The sequence below is a fragment of the Xanthomonas sp. NCPPB 3174 genome, from assembly GCF_056725205.1.
The window spans coordinates 1,509,037-1,530,099 of the sequence record NZ_CM161517.1 but is presented as its reverse complement, the minus strand read 5'-3'; the positions used below and the strand labels follow the sequence as shown (position 1 = coordinate 1,530,099).

General features: G+C 68.5%; 15 protein-coding genes. 10 read left to right on the top strand and 5 right to left on the bottom strand.

From position 1 onward, the window contains the following. Window positions 1-319: 319 nt before the first annotated feature. Complete coding sequence (gene mtgA / locus AC1PK7_RS06740; RefSeq protein ID WP_481100274.1) at window positions 320-1,063, bottom strand: monofunctional biosynthetic peptidoglycan transglycosylase; 744 nt, start codon at window positions 1,061-1,063, stop codon at window positions 320-322. Window positions 1,064-1,144: 81 nt separating this feature from the next. On the opposite strand from mtgA, the gene hslO reads away from it, so the two are divergent. The 5 genes from hslO to AC1PK7_RS06715 all read left to right on the top strand — a co-directional run bounded on the left by hslO (window position 1,145) and on the right by AC1PK7_RS06715 (window position 8,631). Continuing rightward, window positions 1,145-2,038: an Hsp33 family molecular chaperone HslO gene (hslO, locus tag AC1PK7_RS06735; protein WP_481100273.1), complete on the top strand. Its 894-nt coding sequence runs from the start codon at window positions 1,145-1,147 to the stop codon at window positions 2,036-2,038. Window positions 2,039-2,153: 115 nt separating this feature from the next. Further along, on the top strand, window positions 2,154-3,014 hold the full coding sequence (locus tag AC1PK7_RS06730) for an XOO1806 family protein (protein WP_371182839.1): 861 nt from the start codon (window positions 2,154-2,156) through the stop codon (window positions 3,012-3,014). A gap of 227 nt (window positions 3,015-3,241) precedes the next feature. Beyond that, on the top strand, window positions 3,242-6,151 hold the full coding sequence (locus tag AC1PK7_RS06725; RefSeq protein ID WP_481100272.1) for a TonB-dependent receptor plug domain-containing protein: 2,910 nt from the start codon (window positions 3,242-3,244) through the stop codon (window positions 6,149-6,151). Between the two features lie 78 nt (window positions 6,152-6,229). Continuing rightward, a complete protein-coding gene (locus AC1PK7_RS06720; RefSeq protein ID WP_481100271.1) occupies window positions 6,230-8,068 on the top strand; it encodes a sulfotransferase family protein in 1,839 nt (612 codons plus the stop codon). Further along, entirely contained in the window at window positions 8,065-8,631 is a 567-nt protein-coding gene (locus tag AC1PK7_RS06715) for a 2OG-Fe(II) oxygenase (RefSeq protein WP_481100270.1), read from the top strand. Before AC1PK7_RS06720 ends, AC1PK7_RS06715 begins: the two co-directional genes overlap by 4 nt. Window positions 8,632-8,674: 43 nt before the next feature. Here AC1PK7_RS06715 and AC1PK7_RS06710 read toward each other — a convergent pair whose 3' ends face one another. Both AC1PK7_RS06710 and AC1PK7_RS06705 read right to left on the bottom strand, forming a co-directional pair. Beyond that, window positions 8,675-9,967, bottom strand: coding sequence for an aspartyl/asparaginyl beta-hydroxylase domain-containing protein (locus AC1PK7_RS06710; RefSeq protein ID WP_481100269.1), 1,293 nt, complete (start codon window positions 9,965-9,967; stop codon window positions 8,675-8,677). Beyond that, on the bottom strand, window positions 9,967-10,578 hold the full coding sequence (locus AC1PK7_RS06705; RefSeq protein ID WP_010344192.1) for a TetR/AcrR family transcriptional regulator: 612 nt from the start codon (window positions 10,576-10,578) through the stop codon (window positions 9,967-9,969). Before AC1PK7_RS06705 ends, AC1PK7_RS06710 begins: the two co-directional genes overlap by 1 nt. Before the next feature lie 139 nt (window positions 10,579-10,717). Between AC1PK7_RS06705 and AC1PK7_RS06700 the strand changes: the two genes are divergently transcribed. The 3 genes from AC1PK7_RS06700 (at window position 10,718) to AC1PK7_RS06690 (ending at window position 14,666) form a co-directional block, all read left to right on the top strand. Further along, window positions 10,718-11,638: an alpha/beta fold hydrolase gene (locus AC1PK7_RS06700; RefSeq protein WP_481100268.1), complete on the top strand. Its 921-nt coding sequence runs from the start codon at window positions 10,718-10,720 to the stop codon at window positions 11,636-11,638. Beyond that, on the top strand, window positions 11,635-14,121 hold the full coding sequence (locus tag AC1PK7_RS06695; protein ID WP_481100267.1) for an acyl-CoA dehydrogenase: 2,487 nt from the start codon (window positions 11,635-11,637) through the stop codon (window positions 14,119-14,121). The genes AC1PK7_RS06700 and AC1PK7_RS06695 overlap by 4 nt, the downstream gene beginning before the upstream one ends. Window positions 14,122-14,189: 68 nt before the next feature. Then, window positions 14,190-14,666: a hotdog fold domain-containing protein gene (locus tag AC1PK7_RS06690; RefSeq protein ID WP_481100266.1), complete on the top strand. Its 477-nt coding sequence runs from the start codon at window positions 14,190-14,192 to the stop codon at window positions 14,664-14,666. A gap of 34 nt (window positions 14,667-14,700) precedes the next feature. Here AC1PK7_RS06690 and AC1PK7_RS06685 read toward each other — a convergent pair whose 3' ends face one another. Further along, a complete protein-coding gene (locus AC1PK7_RS06685; RefSeq protein ID WP_481100265.1) occupies window positions 14,701-15,054 on the bottom strand; it encodes a DUF1304 domain-containing protein in 354 nt (117 codons plus the stop codon). An 82-nt stretch (window positions 15,055-15,136) separates the two neighbouring features. Continuing rightward, window positions 15,137-16,483, bottom strand: a complete 1,347-nt coding sequence (locus AC1PK7_RS06680) for an NTP/NDP exchange transporter (protein WP_209244179.1) — start codon at window positions 16,481-16,483, stop codon at window positions 15,137-15,139. Between the two features lie 208 nt (window positions 16,484-16,691). Here AC1PK7_RS06680 and AC1PK7_RS06675 point away from each other — a divergent pair, with 208 nt between their 5' ends. Together AC1PK7_RS06675 and AC1PK7_RS06670 are read left to right on the top strand one after the other, a co-directional pair. Then, entirely contained in the window at window positions 16,692-18,290 is a 1,599-nt protein-coding gene (locus tag AC1PK7_RS06675; protein WP_420009329.1) for a GMC family oxidoreductase, read from the top strand. 335 nt (window positions 18,291-18,625) lie between these two features. Beyond that, on the top strand, window positions 18,626-20,014 hold the full coding sequence (locus AC1PK7_RS06670) for a serine hydrolase domain-containing protein (RefSeq protein ID WP_010344199.1): 1,389 nt from the start codon (window positions 18,626-18,628) through the stop codon (window positions 20,012-20,014). The last annotated feature ends 1,049 nt before the right edge of the window (window positions 20,015-21,063 follow it).

Here is a 21,063-nt window from a genome sequence, read left to right as displayed (position 1 = left end):
TCACGTGCCGGCCGTACCCTCACCCCAACCCCTCTCCCGGGGGGAGAGGGGCTTTGAGTTCCTTCTCCCACTGGGAGAAGGTGCCCCGAAGGGGCGGATGAGGGTGCGCCTGCCGCCGAACCCACCACGCTCACGTGCCGCCGTACCCTCACCCCAACCCCTCTCCCGGCGGGAGAGGGGCTTTGAGTTCCTTCTCCCACTGGGAGAAGGTGCCCCGAAGGGGCGGATGAGGGTACGTCTGCCGCCGAACCCCACCACGCTCACGGGCCGGCCGTACCCTCACCCCAACCCCTCTCCCGGGGGGAGAGGGGCTTCAAGCCTACGGCGCCTGCAGGTAGGCCGGGCCGCCCAGTTGCCGGGTCTGGCGCTGGATCCAGTTGGCGCGGCCCTGCACGTAAGGGCCGGGACGCGTGGCGTTGTAGCGCTGCGGCGCCGGCAGCACCGCCGCCAGCAGCGCGCTCTGCGCCGGCGTCAGCTGCGCCGCGTCCTTGTTCCAGAAGCTGCGCGCGGCCGCCTGGGCGCCGTACACGCCGTCGCCGAACTCGGCGACGTTGGCGTACACCTCGAGAATGCGCTGCTTCGACCACAGCGCCTCGATCAACACCGTGTACCAGGCCTCCAGTCCCTTGCGCAGCCAGCTGCGGCCCTGCCACAGGAACAGGTTCTTGGCGACCTGCTGGCTGATCGTGCTGGCGCCGCGCAGGCGCCCGCCACGGGCGTTGTGGTCGCGCGCCTTCTCGATCGCATCCAGGTCGAAGCCGTGATGGCTGGGGAAGCGCTGGTCTTCCGCGGCGACTAGCGATATCGGCAGGCTCGGCGCGATCTGCGCAGAATCGCGCCAGTCGTAAGCGATGCGATACGACCAGTCGCCGCCGGCCCAGGCACCGAGTTGGCGCTCCAGCATCATCGCCGAGAACGGCGGATCGACGAAGCGCAGCAGCAGCACCTGCGACACGCTGGTCAGCACGAACAGCAACGGCGCCAGCAGCAGCCAGCGGCGCCAGCGCCTGGTCCTTGGACGCGGCGATGCGGCGCCACTTGCATCGCGGCGTCCCGCCCCCATTCCTATGCTTTCTTCGATCTGGTCCACCATGACGATCCACGTTCGTGCGGTCGCCATCTTCCCATGCGCAACGAGGCCGCAATGCATTCTTCCGACGATCGTCTGACCCGCTTCCTGCTCCCCGGCGCCGGGGTGCGCGGCGTGCACGTGCGCCTGCACGACACCTGGCGCGAGATCCTGGCGCCGGCCAGCTACCCCGCTGCGGCCACCGAACTGCTGGGCGAGGCCTGCGTCGCCGCGGCCCTGTTCACTGGCCACACCAAGGTCGACGGGCGCCTGTCGGTGCAGTTGCGCAGCCAGGGCGCGCTGCGCACCCTGTTCGCCGAATGCACCGCCGCCGGCACGCTGCGCGGCATCGTCCAGTTGGGCGAAGGCCAGGACGCGCCGCGCGACCTGCGCGCGCTCGGCGACGACGCCCTGCTGGCGATCACCATCGAGAACCCCGGTCTGGATCCGCGCGAACCGCAGCGCTACCAGAGCCTGGTGGCGATGTCCTCGGCCGAACTGGACGAGGCCTTCGAGGACTACTTCCGCCAGTCCGAGCAGTTGCCAACGCGGCTGATCCTGGCCGCCGACGGTACGCACGCCGCCGGCCTGCTGCTGCAGAAGCTGCCGGGCGACGCCGGCGACGAGGACGGCTGGAACCGTGCCGGCGCGCTGTTCGAGACCGTGGGCGAGGCCGAATTGCTGGCCACGCCGGCCGAGACCCTGCTGCACCGGCTGTTCCACGAGGAGACCCCGGAGCTGCTCGGCGACCGCCCGCTGCGCTTCGGCTGTTCGTGCTCGCGCGAGCGGGTGGCGGCGATGCTGCGCTCGCTGGGCGAGGAAGAAGCGCGGGCCGCCGCCGAGGCCACCGGCCAAGTTGAGATCCGTTGCGAGTTCTGCGGCCGTCACTATGACTTCCCCTTGACGGAATTCGGAGTATTGTTTGCCATAACGCAGGCTGAACCGACATCCTCGGAGCGCTTGCACTAGCTGAAATGCGCGTCGCGACCGGGGAGTCCGACTTGTTAAAGAAACATAAACCCACTAGCATCGACCACCCTGCCCGGCGGGAACTTTCGTGCCCGCCCCAAGTCTCAGATTGCTGATGCGACCCTTCCTGCGCCTACCGCTCGCCCTGTTGATCGCCCTTGCGGCGAGCACGGGCGCGCACGCGCAGAGCAAGCCGGCCAGTGGCCAGGACCGCACCGTGCTACCGGTCTGGAACAAGGGCAGCGGCAAGGTCGAGGCGCTGCTGTACCTGGAGCCCACCGGCGAACAGGCGGTCGGCGCGCGCTGGCATTTCGGCCGCAACTCGCTGGATGCCGCGTTCGGCCTGTCCTCCGGCGACTCGCTGGGCCTGCTGTGCAACAGCGCCAGCGGCAGCAGCATCAGCGGGCTGGCCAGCCACTGCATGTTGGCCAGCCTGGGCGACGACGACGGCACCACCGGCCACCACGTCGCCGCCACCACCACCTTCAACCGCCCCGGCGGGCGCCTGTCGCTGTCGGCCGGCACCGGCCGCGAGAACCTCCCCGCCTGGCTGGCCGGCGCCAACAAGACGCCGTCGATGCGGATGGAGCAGAACGACCTGACCGTCTTCGCGCAGCAGAACATCGGCCGCGAGGGTTTCGTCTCGATCGGCGGCACCTACGCCAAGGCGCGCCTGGTGCCGATCGCCGACGCCACCCCGGCCATGCTCGACCGTTGGGACAGCAAGAGCCTGAGCATCGGCGGCGGCTACGGCTCGTTCAGCGCCAACGTCATCGGCCGCGTCGTCGACGCCCCCGGTCAGCCCGGCAAGTGGACCGGCCTGGGCGTGGGCCTGACCTGGCGCACGCCGTGGAGCGGCCAGCTGACCGTGGGTGCCGAGAACGTCATCACCCGCGGCAAGAACCCGTTCTCGCCGAACAACATCAGCACCGAAGAGGGGACCATCCCCTACGTGCGGTACGAGCAGGACCTCTAGCGACCTGCAGCAACGTGTTGTTTCAGAAAGAAAAAGCCTCCTCGCGGAGGCTTTTTTGTTGCCCAGTAAATGGTGATATACATCACGCAAATTGCAACGTCATTAACGACTCTTTAATTTCTCTGAAGACAAAGTTAACATCGGCTCACCCCGCGGTTTTTGGCATCGCATTTCGGCGCCTCCGCAGGCGAACTTCAGCTGACATACACCTTTCGGAGAGAGAGCCAATGAATTGCAAGACCCACCGCTTGCGCGATGCGATCGCGTTCGCACTCGCTGCCGGCACCACCGCGCTGCTCAGCACCGGCGCGGCCGCGGCCCAGGACAGCTCCTCCAACGATGCGTCCAAGACCCTGGACACCATCCAGGTCACCGGCTCGCGCGTTGCCCGCGTTGAAACCGAAACCGCCAGCCCGGTGGTCGTGATCGATCGCGCCGCGATCGAGCAGACCGGCAAGCTGACCCTCGGCGACCTGGTGCAGGAACTGCCGGCGATGTCCGGCGCGCCGTCCACCCCGGCGGTCAACAACGGCGGCGGCGACGGCAAGTCCTCGGTCGACCTGCGCGGCCTCGGCGACGAGCGCACCCTGCTGCTGGTCAACGGCCGTCGCGTCGTCAACAACGACGTCAACTCGATCCCGGCCAGCGCCGTGGAGCGCATCGAAGTGCTGACCAGCGGCGCCTCGGCCGTGTACGGCTCCGACGCCGTGGCCGGCGTGGTCAACTTCATCCTGCGCAAGGACTTCGAAGGCCTGGCGGTCAGCGTCGACTATGGTCAGGCGACCCACCTGAGCGACGGCGCGCGCAGCGGCGGCTCGCTGACCTTCGGTCAGGTCGGCGATCGCGGCAACATCATGGTCGGCCTGAACTACAACAAGTTCGACGGCATCTCCTCCGCCAACCGCAAGTACTCCAAGGACGCGACCTACCTGTACAGCGGCGGGGTCACCGTGCTCGGCTCCAGCCGCAATCCGCGCGGCCGCATCACCGTGCCGACCGCGCTGCAGGCCCAGTACGGCGGCTGCTCCACTGTCACCCTGAAGCCCGGCGCGTCCGGCGCCTCGCAGGGCGATTACCGCTGCTACTCCGGCGCGACCGACTCCTTCAACTACCAGGCCACCAACCTGATCATGACGCCGCAGGAGCGCACCAACGCGTTCTTCCTGGCCAATTATCAGATCACCGACAGCATCAACGCCTTCGCACAGGTCTACCACAACAAGACCAGCTCCAACTTCGCGATCGCGCCGCTGCCGTTCGACGCCCGTGGCGACAAGGTGGTGATTTCCGCCAACAACTTCTACAACCCGTTCGGCACCAACTTCGGCGCGACCGACGGCGCTCCGCCATACAACCAATTGCTGACCCGCTTCACCTCGCTGGGCCAACGCCGCTCCTACTACAGCACCGTGACCGACCAGGTCGTGGCGGGCCTGGAAGGCTTCGTCGGTGACAGCACCTGGAAGTGGGACGCGGCCATGAACTACGGCCACTACACCCGCGAGAACACCAGCTACGGCTACGTGTACTACGCCGGCCTGCGCGACGCGCTGGGTCCGTCGTTCCGCGACACCGACGGCGTGGTCAAGTGCGGCAGCGCCGGTGCGGTGATCGCCGGCTGCACCCCGTTGAACATCTTCAACATCAACGACCCGCAGACGATCGCGACCCTCGGCAAGTACGAGGCGCGTCCGACCTACTCCAACACCTACCAGATGCGCAGCTTCGAAGCCAACGCCAACGGCGAGCTGTTCACGCTGCCGGCCGGCGCTTCGCAGCTGGCGGTGGGCGTGTCCTGGCGCGAGGAGTACCAGAAGAACGCGGTCGACTACATCGCCATCGCCAATGCGAACGGCAACTGCTTCATCTCGCAGGAAGCCTGCGGCACCCCGCTGAGCGGCAAGTACAACGTGAAGGAGCTGTACGCCGAACTGTACGTACCGCTGCTGTCCGAGGTCCCGTTCGCGCACCTGCTGGCGCTGACCCTGGGCTCGCGCTATTCGGACTACAACACCTTCGGCAACACCACCAACAGCAAGGTCCAGCTGGAATGGCGTCCGATCCAGAACCTGCTGCTGCGCGGCACGGTCGCCGAGGTGTTCCGCGCTCCGACGATCGAGAACCTGTACGCCGGCGCCAGCGGCGATGCACCGAACTTCACCGACCCCTGCCTCGGCTACGGCCGCACCGGCACCGCGCGCAACCACGAAGCGGCGTGCGGCGCGGGCGCGGGTGCGACCGCCATTCCGGGCGCCACCGGCATCACCCCGAGCGGCATGTCGCAGACCACCGGCGTGTGGTCGGGTTCGGTCGCTGCGGGCTTCGACCTGAAGCCGGAACAGGGCAAGTCGTTCGACTGGGGCGTGGTCTATGACCCGGAATGGCTGCCGGGCTTCTCGGCCAGCCTGGACTACTGGCGTCTGTACCTGAACGACACGATCAACCGTGCCGATGCGCAGACCGTGGCCAACATCTGCTACAGCGACGAGAGCAGCCCGTTCTGCGGCTTCATCAACCGTTACTCCGACGGCCAGGTGAACTTCATCCGCGAGCCGATCGTCAACCTGGGCCGCCTGGACACCAAGGGCTGGGACCTGGCGCTGCGCTATCGCCTGCCGGACACCGCCTGGGGTAGCTACACCTTCGGCCTGGACGGCACCTACATTGCGCGCTACGACAACAAGACCAACCCGGACGATCCGGCGGGCGTGGTGAACCATATCGCCGGCACGTACAACAAGAGCTACGGCCTGTACTCGCGCGTCCGCGGCCGCCTGTTCGTGAACTGGCAGAAGGGTGACTTCGGCGCCAGCTGGCGTATCCGCTATATTGGTCCGTTTGACGTCGGCAGTGCCGATCTCAGCCAGAAGGTCAGCGCGGATGCTGCTTGCGACCCGGTTAACGCGCCTCAGTACTGCGGTATCGTCAAGAGCTACGGTTCCTACTTCCTGCACAGCGTCAGCGTGAACTACGCGCTGCCGTGGTTCAATTCGAAGGTGGAAGTGGGCCTGGACAACGTGTTCGACAAGCAGCCGCCCATGCTGTATCAGAACAACGTGCTGAACGCCAACACGGACGTGAACAGCTTCGACACCGTTGGCCGCTACCTGTGGGCTCGCTACAGCATGAGCTTCTGAGTTCGCTCAGTCTGCTCCTGACGTGACGACGAGGGCCGCGCGACGCATTCGCGCGGCCCTCTTTTTTGGCAGACCGGAATGAACGCACCACAGCTGCAACACGCAATCCATCTCATCGAACAAGGCAACGCGGAAACCGCCGCCGAGCTGTGCCAGCAGGCACTGGCCGCCACGCCGCACGATCCCAACTGGCACACGCTGCTGGCGATGGCGCTGCAGCAGCGCGGCGACGTGGCCGGCGCCGCCACGCACTACCACACCCTGACCCGTCTGCAGCCGCAGGAGTCGGCGCACTGGGCCAATCTGGGCATGACGCTGCGTACTCTGGGCGAGCATGCCGACGCCGACCAGGCCTACCGCCAGGCGCTCGCCCTGGCGCCGCAGACCTACCACTATCTCGTCGACCATGGCCTGCTGTTGCTGGACATGGGCGACATCGCGCGCGCGCGGCACCGCCTGCTCGACGCGGTCGACCTGGATCCGGCGCAACCGGAAGCGCGCATCCATGCCGCCATCGCCTGCTTCGAGTGCGGCGATGCGCAACGCGCCGCCGCCCTGCTCCCACCACCCGCCGTGTGGCCGCACCTGCCCGAGGATCTGCGCGAGGACCTGGCAGGCGCACTGATCCAGGTCGGCAGAACCGACGAAGCCGAGGCGTTGCTGTCGCAGACCCCGCACGGCCAGGCGCCGTCGCTCTCCAACCTGATCCGCCTGGCGCAACTGCACGAACGCACCAATCGCATCCCCGAAGCCGAGGCGCTGTGGCAGCAGGCGCGGGCCATCGCCGTGCAGGACGACCGACAGACCCGCATCGACCTGCTGCAATTGCAGTCGGCGCTGGCACTGCGCCGCAAGGACTACACCGCTGCACGCGGCGCCAACACCGAACTATTGGCCCTGCGGCCGCAGATGCAGATCGAAGCCAACGCCTATTTTGCGCTGGCCGGCATCGACGACAAGCAAGGCGAGCCTGCCGCGGCGATGGCCATGCTGGCAAAGGCGCACGCCCTGCAGTTCAAGCTCGCCGCAGAGACCATGCCGGACATCGCCCACTCCGGCGAAGAACCGCTGCAGATCTCCAGCCTGTGGCTGGAAACCCCGTTCGCGGTGGACCCGCACGCCACGGCGCCGGACAGCGACGCGTCGCCGGTGTTCATCGTCGGCTTTCCACGCTCGGGCACCACCATGCTGGAACAGATGCTCGATGCGCATCCGCGCTACGCGTCGATGGACGAGCGCGCGATCCTGCAGCGTTGCATCGAATGGATGGAAGCACAGGGCAAGCGTTATCCGTACGACCTGGACGCGCTGGACCACGCCCAGGTCGAGGCGATGCGCCAGGTGTACTGGGCGGAGGTCGCCAAGGTCGTGGCCCTGGCCCCAGGCCAGCAACTGGTCGACAAGAACCCGCTGAACATGCTGCGCCTGCCGGTGATCATGCGCATGTTCCCCGACGCCAAGATCATCCTCGCACTGCGCCATCCCTGCGACGTGCTGCTGAGCTGCTACATGCAGAACTTCCGCTCGCCGGCCTTCATGGTGCTGTGCTCCACGCTCGAGCGCCTTGCAAAGAGTTACGTGAACGCGATGCGCTTCTGGATCCACCACCAGGCGCTGCTGCAACCGCGGTTGCTGATCCTCAAGTACGAGGAAACGGTGCGCGATTTCCCCACGCAAGTGCAACGCATCGGCGACTTCCTGGGCATCGACCAGGCCGGATTCCTGGCCGATTTCGCGCAGCATGCCGCACGCAAGGGCTACATCAGCACCCCCAGCTACGCGCAAGTGGTGGAACCGGTGAACCAGCGCGCCGTGGGACGCTGGCATCCCTACGCGCCCTGGCTGGCCGATGCGCTGCCGATCCTGCAGCCGGTGGCCGCGCACTGGGGCTACGACCTGGATGCCACTACACCATGAAAGCGCTGAGCGACTACATCCGCACCTACGACGACGCCCTGCCCGCCGCGTTCTGCCAGCAGTTGATCGAAGGATTCGAAGCGTCCCGCGCGCATCACCTGCGCAACGGCAGCACGCTGCACGCCGCGCTGAGCGAGAGCAACTGGACCGAACTGGACATCGGCAAACTGGCCGATCCGGCGTTCCTGGGCTTCTTCCTGGACAGGATCGAACACTACCTGGCCCGCTACAACCAGGAACTGGGCCTGACCCTGCCCATTCCGTACCGACCGACCATCGACCGGCTGATCCTGAAGAAATACCAGGTCGGCGGCGTCGATCGCTTCCAGCCGCACTTCGACGCGGTCGATGCGGTCTCCGAACGTTACATGGTGTTCCTGTGGTATCTCAACGACGTCGGCGAAGGCGGGACCACGCGCTTCTGCGACCTCGACGTGGAAACCGCGCCACGCGCCGGCCGGCTGCTGATGTTCCCGCCTTACTGGATGTACCAGCACGTCGGCGAGCCGCCGGTGTCCAACGACAAGTACATCCTGTCGACCTACCTGATGTTCAAGCGCTGAGCGTCGCCGCGAACTGCAGGGCGCAGGTCGCGGCAGGCGCGGCTCAGACGCCGGCGCGCAGATTGAACGCGCCGATCGTCTCCACCAGTTGCCGCAGCGCCAGCGTCTCGGCCTCGTCCAGATCCGGGTGCCAGGTGTCCAGGATCGTCACCACCCGTACCCGGTCGCTGTGGTTCCAGGCCTGGTGCAGGCAGGTGTCGTTGAACGTCACCAGGCGACCGACCTCCCAGGCATGGGCAATGCCGGCGACTTCGAGCGCGCAGTCCGGCGGCACGATCAAGGGCAAGTGGGTCACGACGCGCGCGTTGGTCACGCCGTAATGCGGCTTGATCGTGGTGCCGGGCGCCAGGATCGAGAACAACACTTCCGGCGCATGCCCCTCGATCCGGGTCAGCGGCACCTGCGCCAACGCGGCTGCCGTGCGCGGGCAGCGCTGCAGGTTCTCCGGGTAGGCTTGCCCGTGCCGGAAGAAGAAATAGGCATCCCAGGCGCCGTCGCCCCGCTGGCCGACGAGATAGTCCTGCGGCGACGCGCCATTGCTGAAATCCAGGAACGGTTGCACCGACTGCCGCGACGCCAGCACCTGGTGCGCCTCTTCGACGATCCCGGCGGCAGCGTCCTGCAAGTGGTCGTACCAGGGGAACCGCGCGGCGCCCAGATAGGGCGACGGGTCCAGCTCCGGGATGTACAGGAAGGTCGGATGCTGGCCATCGTCCGCCGGCCGTGGCTGCAGCCCGAGATAGATGCGCAATGCCGCCATCACCCTGCGCAACGCGGCCTCGCCGAAACGATCGAGCAACGGCTGGATCGCGGCGACGAACACCGCGTGCCGCCCCTGATCGATCCGCCGCATCGCAGCGACCACGCGCGCCCGCAACTCGGGCGCGGTCGTGTCCTGATCGAGCCAGCGTCCCTTGGCCTGCGCCGTGCGCACTGCCGCAAAGTACATCGGCAGCGCGTCGTCGTGGCGGCCCAGCGCATCGAGGCTTTCGGCGTACCACAACCGCACCAGGAACGCGTCGGCGGCCAACTGCAGGGCATGTTCGAACGCAGGCAGCGCCTGCGCATGCTCGCCGAGCCGGGCCAGGCAGATCGCGCTGCGGCTCCATGCCTCCACGCTGGGCTCGGCGGCGGACACCAGCGCCCAAGCCTGGGCGGCGCGCGCGAACGCGCCGCTGTCCATCAGCAGCATCGCATGCGCGCGGCGCAACGCCAGATCGGCAGGCGCCGCGTCCAGGGCCCGCTCGCACAGCGCATCGGCCGCGCGGTAGTCGCCGTCGGCCACGTGCCGCTGCACGGCTTCCAGCGCCTCGGCAGCGGCCGACACCTGCGCCATCAGCCGGGAATCAAGGTCACGATGACGTGTTCGACGTAGGCCTCGAAGTCCTCGCGCGCCTGCTTGGGCTGGTGCAGTTGCAACGACAGCTGCAGGAAGCCGACATAGGCGGCATAGGCCAGGCGTGCGCGATGCTGGGCGTCGGTGCGGCTGAGCCCGGCCTGGCGGAACGAGGCGATCAGGTACTCCATGCGCCGCTGCGAGACCCGGTCGATCACCGGCCGCACCGCGGGATGGTCGAGCGCCTTCAGCAGCTCGCTGTAGATGACGTGCGGCTTGACCTCGTGCGCGACCAGTTGGAACAGCGCGCGCAGCCGCGTGCGCGGATCCGGCACTTCTTCCAGGCTGCCGAACACCTGTTGCTGCTCGACCAGTTCCCAGCGCTCCAGCGCGGCCTGCAGCAGCGCATCGCGCGAGGGGAAATGCCAGTAGAAGCTGCCCTTGGTGACGCCAAGGCGCCGCGCCAGCGGCTCCACCGCCACCGCGCTCACGCCCTGTTCGGCGATCAAGTCCAGGGCGGCCTGCGCCCAGTCTTCGGCACTGAGCCGGTTGTTGCGGCCACCGCCGGAAGCGGCGCCGTCGTCGGAGGAAGAAGCGGGCGCGGTATTCATCCGTGGATTTAACCATACGGGGACGTCGGTTGCAGTATGTGGCCTTCGCGCGGTGGGCGCAAACGCCCGGCAGCATTGGCTTTTCGCACCCATACTGCATCGTATTGACATGCCGCGCCGGGCGACCATACTATCTCGTATGGTTTCTGCTTCCGCCACTGTCGCGCATGCCGTCCCGGCCACCCTCTCGGGCGCTGGCGAGCTGGCGCTGGCTGCGACCGTTACCGGTCCCGGCGAGGCCGGCTCGGTGCTATTCGCGCATGGCTTCGGCCAGACCCGGCACGCGTGGTCGGCAACCGCCGCGGCGCTGCAGGCGCATGGGTACCGCAGCGTCGCCTACGACGCCCGCGGCCATGGCGATTCCGCGCGCAACCCGGCGGACCTGCCCTATCGCGGCGAGCAGTTCACCGACGACCTGATCGTGGTCGCCGGCGAGATGTCGCCACCGCCGGTGCTGGTCGCCGCGTCGATGGGCGGACTGTTCGGGCTGATCGCCGAGTCGCGCTGGCCGGGCCTGTTCCGCGCGATGGTGCTGGTGGATATCACCCCGCGCTGGCAGCCGGCCGGGGTCGAGCGCATCCTCGCCTTCATGACCGCGCACCCGCAGGGCTTCGCCAGCCTGGACGACGCCGGCGACGCGATCGCCGCCTACCTGCCGCAGCGCGCGCGCAAGTCGCCCGAGGCGTTGCGCAGCGTCCTGCGCCAGCACGCCGATGGCCGCTGGTACTGGCACTGGGATCCGCGCCTGGTCGAAGAGCTGGCGCGCGACAGCGACCAGCACCAGGGCGCGATCGCGCAGGCCGCCGCGCACGTGCGGTGTCCGCTGCTGCTGATCAGCGGCGGCCGCAGCGACCTGGTCACGCCGCAGACCATCGAAGAATTCCTGTCGCTGGTGCCGCATGCGCAGCATGCGCATCTGCCCGAGGCCACGCATATGCTGGCCGGCGACGACAACGCCGCATTTACCGCCACTGTGTTGCACTACCTGGACGCCCTGCCACCGGCCTGCGCCGGCGCACCGTCCGCCGTCACCGAGTACCTCCCCGGAGCACGCCCATGAGCATCATTGCCCCCTTCCTCGTGTTGTTGCTGGCCGGCGCGTTCGCCGCCTATCACCGCATGCGGCTCGCCGTCTGGGCCGCGTTGAGCGCCACGCTGCTGGTCGCGTGCTGGCTGCTCGGCGCCAACCACGTCGCCACCATCGTCGCGGCCGTCGTGCTGGCGGTGGTCGCGGTGCCGCTGCTGTTGCCGTTCGTGCGCAAGCCGCTGCTCACCGCGCCGATGCTGAAGGTGTTCCGCAAGGTGCTGCCGCCGCTGTCGCAGACCGAGCGCATCGCCCTGGAAACCGGCTCGGTCGGCTTCGAAGGCGAGCTGTTCACCGGCGATCCGGACTGGCAGAAGCTGCTGAACTATCCCAAGCCGCAGCTGACCGCCGAAGAGCAGGCCTTCCTCGATGGCCCGGTGGAAGAACTGTGCCGGATGACCAACGACTGGGACATCACCCACGTCCACGCCGACCTGCCGCCGGAACTGTGGAGCTTCATCAAGAAGAACAAGTTCTTCGGCATGATCATTCCGAAGGAATACGGCGGCCTCGGCTTCTCCGCGCTGGCCCACCACAAGGTGATCCAGAAGATCGCTTCGGTGTCGAGCGTGGTCAGCTCCACCGTCGGCGTGCCCAACTCGCTGGGCCCGGGCGAACTGCTGCTGCACTACGGCTCCAAGGAGCAGAAGGACTACTACCTGCCGCGCCTGGCGGTGGGCCAGGAAGTGCCCTGCTTCGGCCTGACCGGTCCGTTCGCCGGCTCCGATGCCACCTCGATCCCCGACTACGGCATCGTCTGCAAGGGCGAGTGGAACGGCGCCAACGTGCTCGGCGTCAAGCTGACCTTCGACAAGCGCTACATCACCCTGGCCCCGGTGGCGACCCTGGTCGGCCTGGCGTTCCGCATGTACGACCCGGACGGCCTGATCGGCGACACCAAGGACATCGGCATCACCCTGGCGCTGTTGCCGCGCGAGACCTCGGGGGTCGAGATCGGTCGCCGCCACTTCCCGCTGAACTCGCCGTTCCAGAACGGCCCGATCCATGGCCGCGAGGTGTTCATCCCGCTGAGCCAGTTGATCGGCGGCGTGGAGATGGTCGGCAAGGGCTGGAACATGCTCAACGAGTGCCTGGCCGTGGGCCGTTCGATCACCCTGCCCTCCACCGCCAGCGGCGGCGCCAAGTTCGGCGCGGTCGTCACCGGCGCGTATGCGCGCATCCGCAAGCAGTTCGGCCTGTCGGTCGGCCGCTTCGAAGGCGTGGAAGAGGCGCTGGCGCGCATCGGCGGCAAGGCCTATGCGATCAGTGCGCTGTCGCAGGCCACCGCTGCGGCGGTGGACCGTGGCGACGTGCCGTCGGTGCCGTCGGCGATCGCCAAGTACCACTGCACCACGATGAGCCGCGAGGTCATCAGCGACGTGATGGACGTGGTCGGCGGCAAGGGCATCATCCTCGGCCCGCGCAACTTCGCCGGCCGCAGCTGGCAGGCCGCGCCGATCGCGATCACCGTGGAAGGCGCCAACATCATGACCCGCAGCCTGCTGATCTTCGGCCAGGGCGCGATCCTGTGCCATCCGTGGGTGATGAAGGAGATGAAGGCCGCCGGCAATCCGGACCACAAGGCCGGCGTCGACGAGTTCGACCGCAACCTGTTCGGCCACATCGGCTTCGCCATCTCCAACGCGGTGCGTTCGCTGTGGTTCGGCCTGACCGCCGCACGCATCGGCGCCGCGCCGGGCGATGCCTACACCCGCCGCTACTTCCGCAAGCTGGACCGCTACTCGGCGAACTTGGCGCTGATGGCCGACGTGTCGATGCTGATGCTCGGCGGCAAGCTGAAGTTCAAGGAGTCGCTGTCCGGGCGCCTGGGCGACGTGCTGAGCCACATCTACATGACCAGCGCCATGCTCAAGCGCTACCACGACGACGGCGCGCCGGCCACCGATCAACCGCTGCTGGCCTGGGCCTTCCACGACAGCGTGCACAAGATCGAGCTGGCGCTGTCGGCCGCGCTGCGCAACTTCCCGATCCGTCCGGTCGGCTGGTTGATGTGGGCACTGATCTTCCCGTGGGGCCGCCGTGCCGAGGCGCCGGGCGACCGCCTGGGCCATCGCGTCGCCGCACTGCTGATGACCCCCAACGAAGCCCGTGATCGCCTGGGCCAGGGCGTGTTCCTGACCCCGTGCGAGAACAACCCCGGCGGCCGCATCGCCAGCTATCTGACCAAGGCGGTGCTCGCCGAGCCGGTGGAGCGCAAGTTCCTGAAGGCGCTCAAGAGCAAGGGCATCGAGGCGCTGGACTTCGCCTCGCAGCTGGACGAGGCGGTGCGCCAAGGCGTGCTGTCGGCCGACGAGCGCCGTCAGCTGGAGGAGTTGCGCGAGATCACCATGGACACGATCAGCGTCGACGACTTCGATACCGACGAACTGCGCTCTGCCAGCTACTACCAGCGCGCAGCGGCCGCGGCCGATGACGGGCATTCGCGCGAAGCGGCCTGATCCTTCTGGTCATGCGACACCCACGACGGCGGACTTCGGTCCGCCGTCGTGCGTTTGAGGAGACAGCCATGAGCCACCTGCTTTCGCTCTATCGCCGCATGCAACGCTGGCCGGCCGGCTCCTGGCTGTTCGCGCGCGCGGTGTGTTTCAAGGCGCCCTACTTCGCCAGCATCGCCCCGCGCATCACCGTCCTGGAACCGGGCCGTTGCGAGGCGCGCATCGCGCACCGGCGGCGCGTCAGCAACCACATCGGCACCGTACATGCGATCGCCCTGTGCAACCTGGCGGAACTGGCTGGCGGCCTCATGGTCGACGCCAGCCTGCCGCCATCGATGCGCTGGATTCCCAAGGGCATGCAGGTGGAATACCGCAGCAAGGCGGTGGGTCCGATGCATGCGGTGGCCACGCCGGACGTGGCGATCGTCGCCGCCGAGCGCGGCTACGACCTGCCGGTCAGCGTGGAGATCCGCGATACGCGCGGGCAAGTGGTGTGCGTCGCGCGCATCGCCATGTGGGTGTCGCCACGCACGCCGAGCACCGCCTGACCGCTGCGCTGCGTGTCTGCAGCGCGGGTGCGTCTCAGTACGCCAGCAGCACCGTCGCGATCGCCAGCGCCGCCGGCAGCGCCTGCACGAACACGATGCGGCGGCTGACGCTCCAGCCGCCATACAGGCCGGCCACGACCACGCAGCCGAGGAAGAACAGCATCACGTCGACCCGCTGCGCGACCAGGCCCCAGGCCAGGCCGGCGGCGAGGAAGCCGTTGTACAGCCCCTGGTTGGCCGCCAGCACGCGCGTGGCCTGGGCCTTCTCCGGGCTGTTGCGGAACACCTTCATGCCCAGCGGACGCGTCCACAGGACCATTTCCAGCACCAGGATGTACAGGTGCAGCAGCGCGACCGCACCGACCAGGATCGAAGCCAACAGGATCATCGTGCTATCCGGCACAGGAGACAGGGCGCCAGCATAGCCAGCGTGCCGATGGGCGGCCAGTCCTCGGCCGCGCGGCGACGGCTCAGCGCGGCGGCGGCGTGCGTTCCGGCGGTAGCTTGGCCGCCTCGCGCAGCAGCCGCCACGCGCCCAGGGTCATGCCGGAGGCGGCCAGCAGGCCCGCGACGAACACCACCTGCGAGCCGAACCCCGACAGCAGCTTGTACAGCCAGGCGAAGCTGAGGTCGCTGCCACGGTAGATCACCGTATCGATCGCCGCGCCGGCCTTGTAGCGCCATTCGCGGCCGACCCGGGTGTACAGGGTCTCGCGCGCCGGCTTGGCCAGGGAGAACTCGCCGGCGCGGGTCACCACCTGCACCACGGCCACCAGCATCGGCAGCGGCGACACCGCCAGCACCGAATAGCCGAGCAGGATCGCGCAGCCGGGGATCAGCAGCGCCGGTCCGATGCCGAAGCGCGACAGCAGCGCGCGGGTGACCAGCAACTGCATCACCAGGGTCACCGCGTTCACCGCCAGGTCGATGTTGGCGTAGAAGGCGGTACTGGCCGCCGCATCGGTGTACAGGCGGCGCACGATCGCCGCCTGCTCGTTGTACAGCAGGGTGCCCACGCCCACGCCGAACACCGACATCAGCGCCAGCCAGCGCAACAGCGGTTCGCGCGCGATCAGCTTCAGCCCGGCCAGCACGTCGCCGCCCATCGGCGCCTCGCCGCCGACCACGCCGCGCTCGCGTTCGCGGGCGACCGCCCACAGCCGCAGGCGCAGCAGGCACACCACACTGACCACCAGGAAGCCGGCCGACACCAGCATCAGGTTGGCGATGCCGACACGCTCGACCAGGCTGCTGGCGATCACCGGCCCCAGGAACGCGCCGAGCGTGCCGGCGGCGCCGATGTAGCCGTAGCAGGCGCGCGCTTCGGCGTTGCTGAAGACATCGGCCATGAAGCTCCAGAACACCGCCACCGCGAACAGGTTGAACACCGAGATCCACAGGAAGAAGGCCATGCCGCGCCCGGGCACGCCGCTGTCGAACAGCACGTAGAACAGCAACAGCGTGGCGATGAAGAAACCGTACACCACCGGCAGGAACACCCGCCGCGGATAGCGGCTGACCAGCGCGCCGTAGATCGGCTGCAGCAACAGCATGATCAGGAAGGTGCAGGTGAACAGCACCTGCAGCGCGAACTCCTTCAGCGGCATGCCGTGCGCCGCGAAGAACGCGATCATCGCTGGCGGGAACACCGCGGCCACGTCGGCGGAGGCGCCCATCGCCTCGCGCACCGGCCGCAGCACGTAGTAGCCGCTGAGCAGCGAGAAGAAGTACAGGAACGCCCACGCCAGCGGCGGCGAATCGCGTAGGGCGCCGCGCAGCCGCGCCAGCGCGCCGGGGGCATGCGGGGTGGCGCTCATTGGCGGCGGACCCTGGCGCAAAAACGGGACATGGCGATTTTCGGGGGGCGGAAAACGCGCACGGTAGCTGATGCACCGCAACACCGCCAGCGCGTGCGCGATCCGCAGCCCGCGCCATACGCGCCTCGTGTCCGGCGGCGGCCGCGCCGAGCATATGCTCTATCCTCGGCGACTAGCGTCGGCGCCAGGAACTCAGGGGACACCGCGGGTGTACGACTACATCATCATCGGCGCAGGCTCGGCCGGCTGCGTGCTCGCCAACCGCCTGAGCGAGGACCGCGACTGCAAGGTGCTGCTGATCGAGGCCGGGCCACGCGACCGCAATCCCTTCATCCACATGCCCGCGGGCCTGGCGCGCCTGGCCACCAACCGCCGCATCAACTGGAACTACCTGACCGAGGCCGAGCCGGCCTTGAACGACCGCCGCCTATGGTGGCCGCGCGGCAAGGTGCTGGGCGGCTCCAGCTCGATCAACGCGATGTGCTACGTGCGCGGCGTGCCCGCCGACTACGACGATTGGTCGGCCGATGGCGCCGACGGCTGGGACTGGCGCGGCGTGCTGCCCTACTTCCGCCGCAGCGAATGCAACAGCCGCGGCGGCGATGCGCTGCACGGCGGCGACGGCCCGCTGCACGTCTCCGACCTGCGCTACCACAACCCGCTCTCGGACGTGTTCGTCGCCGCCGCGCAGGAAGCGGGCTTCCCGCACAACCCCGATTTCAACGGCCCGCAGCAACAAGGCGTGGGGCTGTACCAGGTCACCCAGAAGGACGGTGCACGCTGTTCGGCCGCAGTCGCCTACCTGGCGCCGGCGCGCGCGCGGGAGAACCTGCAGGTGGTCACCGACGCGCTGGTGCTGCGCCTGTTGATCGAGGGCGGACGCGTGGTCGGCGTCGCCTATGCGCAGGACGGCCGCGAGGTAAAGGCGCGCGCCGCGCGCGAGGTGCTGCTCAGCGCCGGCGCGGTGAACTCGCCGCAGCTGCTGATGCTCTCGGGCATCGGCCCGGCCGATGCGCTGCGCCGCCACGGCATCGCGGTGCAGCTCGACCAGCCGCAGGTCGGCGCCAACCTGCAGGATCACCTGGACGTGTGCACGCTGTACCGCACCCGCCCCGGCATCAGCTACGACCGCCGCAACCAGGCCAAGATCGCCTTCGATTATTTCCTGCGCGGGCACCGCGGCGCCGGCAGCAGCAACATCGCCGAGGCCGGCGGCTTCATCCGCTCGCCGCTGGCACCGGACGCGCGTGCCGACATCCAGTTGCACTTCGTACCGGCCATGCTCGACGACCACGGCCGCAATCGCCTGCCCGGCGACGGTTTCACCCTGCACGCCTGCCACCTGCAGCCGCGCAGCCGTGGCCGCATCGCGCTCAACGACGCCGACCCGCGCACGCCGGCGCGGATCCAGGCCAACTACCTCAGCGATCCCGACGGCTTCGACCTGCGCATGCTGGTGGAATGCGCGCGACTGGCGCGGCACATCCTGCGGCAGCCGGCGTTCGATGCATGGCGCGGCGCGCCGCTGCTGCCGGCACGCGAGGACCTGGACGAGGCCGGGCTGGTCGCCTTCATCCGCGCCAAGGCCGAAACCATCTATCACCCGATCGGCACCTGCCGGATGGGCAGCGACGCGCAGGCGGTGGTCGACCCGCAACTGCGCCTGCGCGGCCTCGACGGCCTGCGCGTGGTCGACGCTTCGGTGATGCCGCGCCTGGTCAGCGGCAATACCAACGGGCCGACGATGATGATCGCCGAGCGTGCTGCGGATCTGATCCGTGGGCGGGCTGTGCTGCGGGAGGGGTGAGGCGGCGGTTGCGGGGGATGCGCGACGCTGCGCGGAGGGGCGAGCGCACGAGTATCGCGGCGGTAGATCCGCTGCTGCGCGACCTACCCTCACCCCAACCCCTCTCCCGGGGGGAGAGGGGCTGAAGCAGCCGTGCGCGGCACGGCGATTGCATGTCCGTGGGCATCCGCCGCAGTCCCCGCCACCGCTCCGCCGGCAGGCCTGCACACCCCCGCTCGACGCGGGAAATCCCCAGCAGGATCAAGGCGATGCCTATTCATCTTCTCCCAGTTTGTGCATTCGAGAAATCCGGCGCTAGAATCGTTGCCGGCAGCACCTCACAGGCCTCAGGCGCAATGACACAGAACAGCAGGCACCGGCTCCTTCGACCGGTGGCAACCGGGTTGCTCGGGGCATTGTTGCCCTTTGCGATGTCCTCCACCGCACAGACGCCGGCGCCCGCACAACCGCTGCCGCCGCCGCTGCACACCGAAGCCACGCGCTACACCTCGCCGACCCAGCCGCTGCCCTACCGCGCCTCGCTGACCCAGAGCCAGGTGCTGCCGCTGGCCAGGGACTTCGACGTGGCCGCGCTGGAGTCGGCCGCCGAACAGCTGACCTACGGCGAGCGCGTGCCGGGCCTGGCCATGGCCATCGTGCACAACGGCCAGGTGCTCAGCGCGCGCGGCTACGGCGTCACCGACGTCAACCGCCCGGAGCCGGTCGATGCGCACACCGTGTTCCGCCTGGCCTCGCTGTCCAAGGCCTTCGCCGGCACCATGGCCGGCCTGCTGGTCACCGACGGCACCCTGCGCTGGGACAGCAAGGTCGTCGACTACGTGCCGGGCTTCCAGCTCAGCGATCCGGTGGCCACGCGCCAGTTGAATGTCGCCGACCTGCTCAGCCACCGCGTCGGCCTGACCTACAACGCCTACGACCGCGACGTCGAATCCAACCTCGACTACTACACGCTCAGCCACAAGCTGGCCTATGCGCCACTGAAGTGCGCGCCGGGCGAGTGCTACGCCTACCAGAACGTCGCCTTCAGCCTGATCGGCGATGTGGTGTTCGCCGCGTCCGGCAGCTTCTACGAGCAGTCGGTGGAACGGCGCATCTTCAAGCCGCTGGGCATGAACGACGCCAGCATGGGCCTGGCCGGCATCCAGGCCAGCCCGCGCTGGGCGCGCCCGCACGTGCGCAGCCGCAACGGCTGGGTCTCGCTGACGCCCAAGCCGACCTACTACCGCCTGGCGCCCGCCGCCGGCGTCAATGCCAGCATCAGCGACATGGCGCAGTGGCTGATCGCGCAGACCGGGCATCGCCCGGACGTGCTGCCGGAGCCGTTGCTGGCGACCCTGCACGCGCCGCTGATCCTCACCCCGGGCGAGATGCGCTCGGGCTGGCGCCGCGCCCGCGTCAACTCGGCCAGCTACGCGCTGGGCTGGCGCGTGTTCGACTACTCCGGCCACCAGGTGATCTTCCACGCCGGCGCGGTGCAGGGCTACCGCGGCCTGATCGCGCTGGTGCCGGAACGCGACTTCGCCGTGGCGATCCTGTGGAACGGCGAAAGCGGCCTGCCCTCGGGCCTGCTGCCGACCGTGCTCGACCGCGCCATCGGCCTGCCCGCGCAGCGCTGGCTGGACGTGGACACCGACTTCGGCAGCGACAACCTGATGGCCGAGCGTCCGGACCCGAAGGACAAGAAGGGCGCGTCCTCGTCCAAGTCGGTGGCCTCGCCGCACTGAGCGCGGTCTCCGAGCAGCACCCTCGCAGAAGGCGGCGCAAGCCGCCTTTCTGCTGTCTGCGGCGCTGACTTGCGCCGCGTGTGCAGTCCCGCTGACCTGTCGCGGCGATGCAGCCCTGTCGCGGTTGCGACCGCGTGACGATGCGGCGGCGCGATCGCCTCGCCCGAGTGCCGCCGCAATGGCCGAGCTGACGCCACAAGGGAATTCAGCGCCCACCTCGCCCCGACGGCAGCGCACGCTCCGAGCGCCCGCCGATGGCGCGCACCGTCGCGTCCACGGATCGCGCACAAGGCGCGCAGCGCGCGTTCTCGCCGCCGTCCACGATCTCCCGGTGGACACGTCGCCGCACGCCGGGACTGGCGTGCTGGCAACGCGACGCGCTGTCGCACAAGAGCGCTGGGCAGCACGCAGCCGCACCTGCAGGGCAAGACAGATCCTGTAGGAGCGGCTCTTGTCCCCTTTTCGGGGTCAGCCGCGACGCGCAGTCCGGGTAAAGCCCGTCGCGGCTGAAGCCGCTCCTACGGCGCATGCGGCAGCCGGCTCGAGTGGGGCCAAGCAGGTGATCCGAAATTCCCTACGGCCCACGCAATGCGCGGAGACAGCGATGCGGTGTGGATCGTCGGGCAAGGGGTGCTGCGCGCGTGATCGGCAGGGCGACAAACGCAGTCGGGAAGACCGGATGGATGCGCGGCCATCGCCGCAGGCACCCGATCGCGGAGCGGTGGTCCCGGCGGCTCCAATGCGAGACACACAGGCAGATCCCTGGGTGCCGACCTGACGGTCGGGGCAAAGAGGACAGTCGACGTGGGTTGGAAACAGGCGGCGTCGCGGGCAGCCGCCAGTCAGTGGCGAGAGACACACCGGCACGATGTGCACGTCGCGACCTGGCACGCTGGACGCAGCGAGCAGTCTTCGAGGATGGAGACGACGAACGCCATCGGCATCGTCAAGCAGAGAGGCGCGCTGCGTTCGCGCGTGGCGGGACGCCGCACATAAAAAACTCCCTCCCCGCTGGGCACCGGGGAGAGAGTCTAGGAACAGCGATCGGG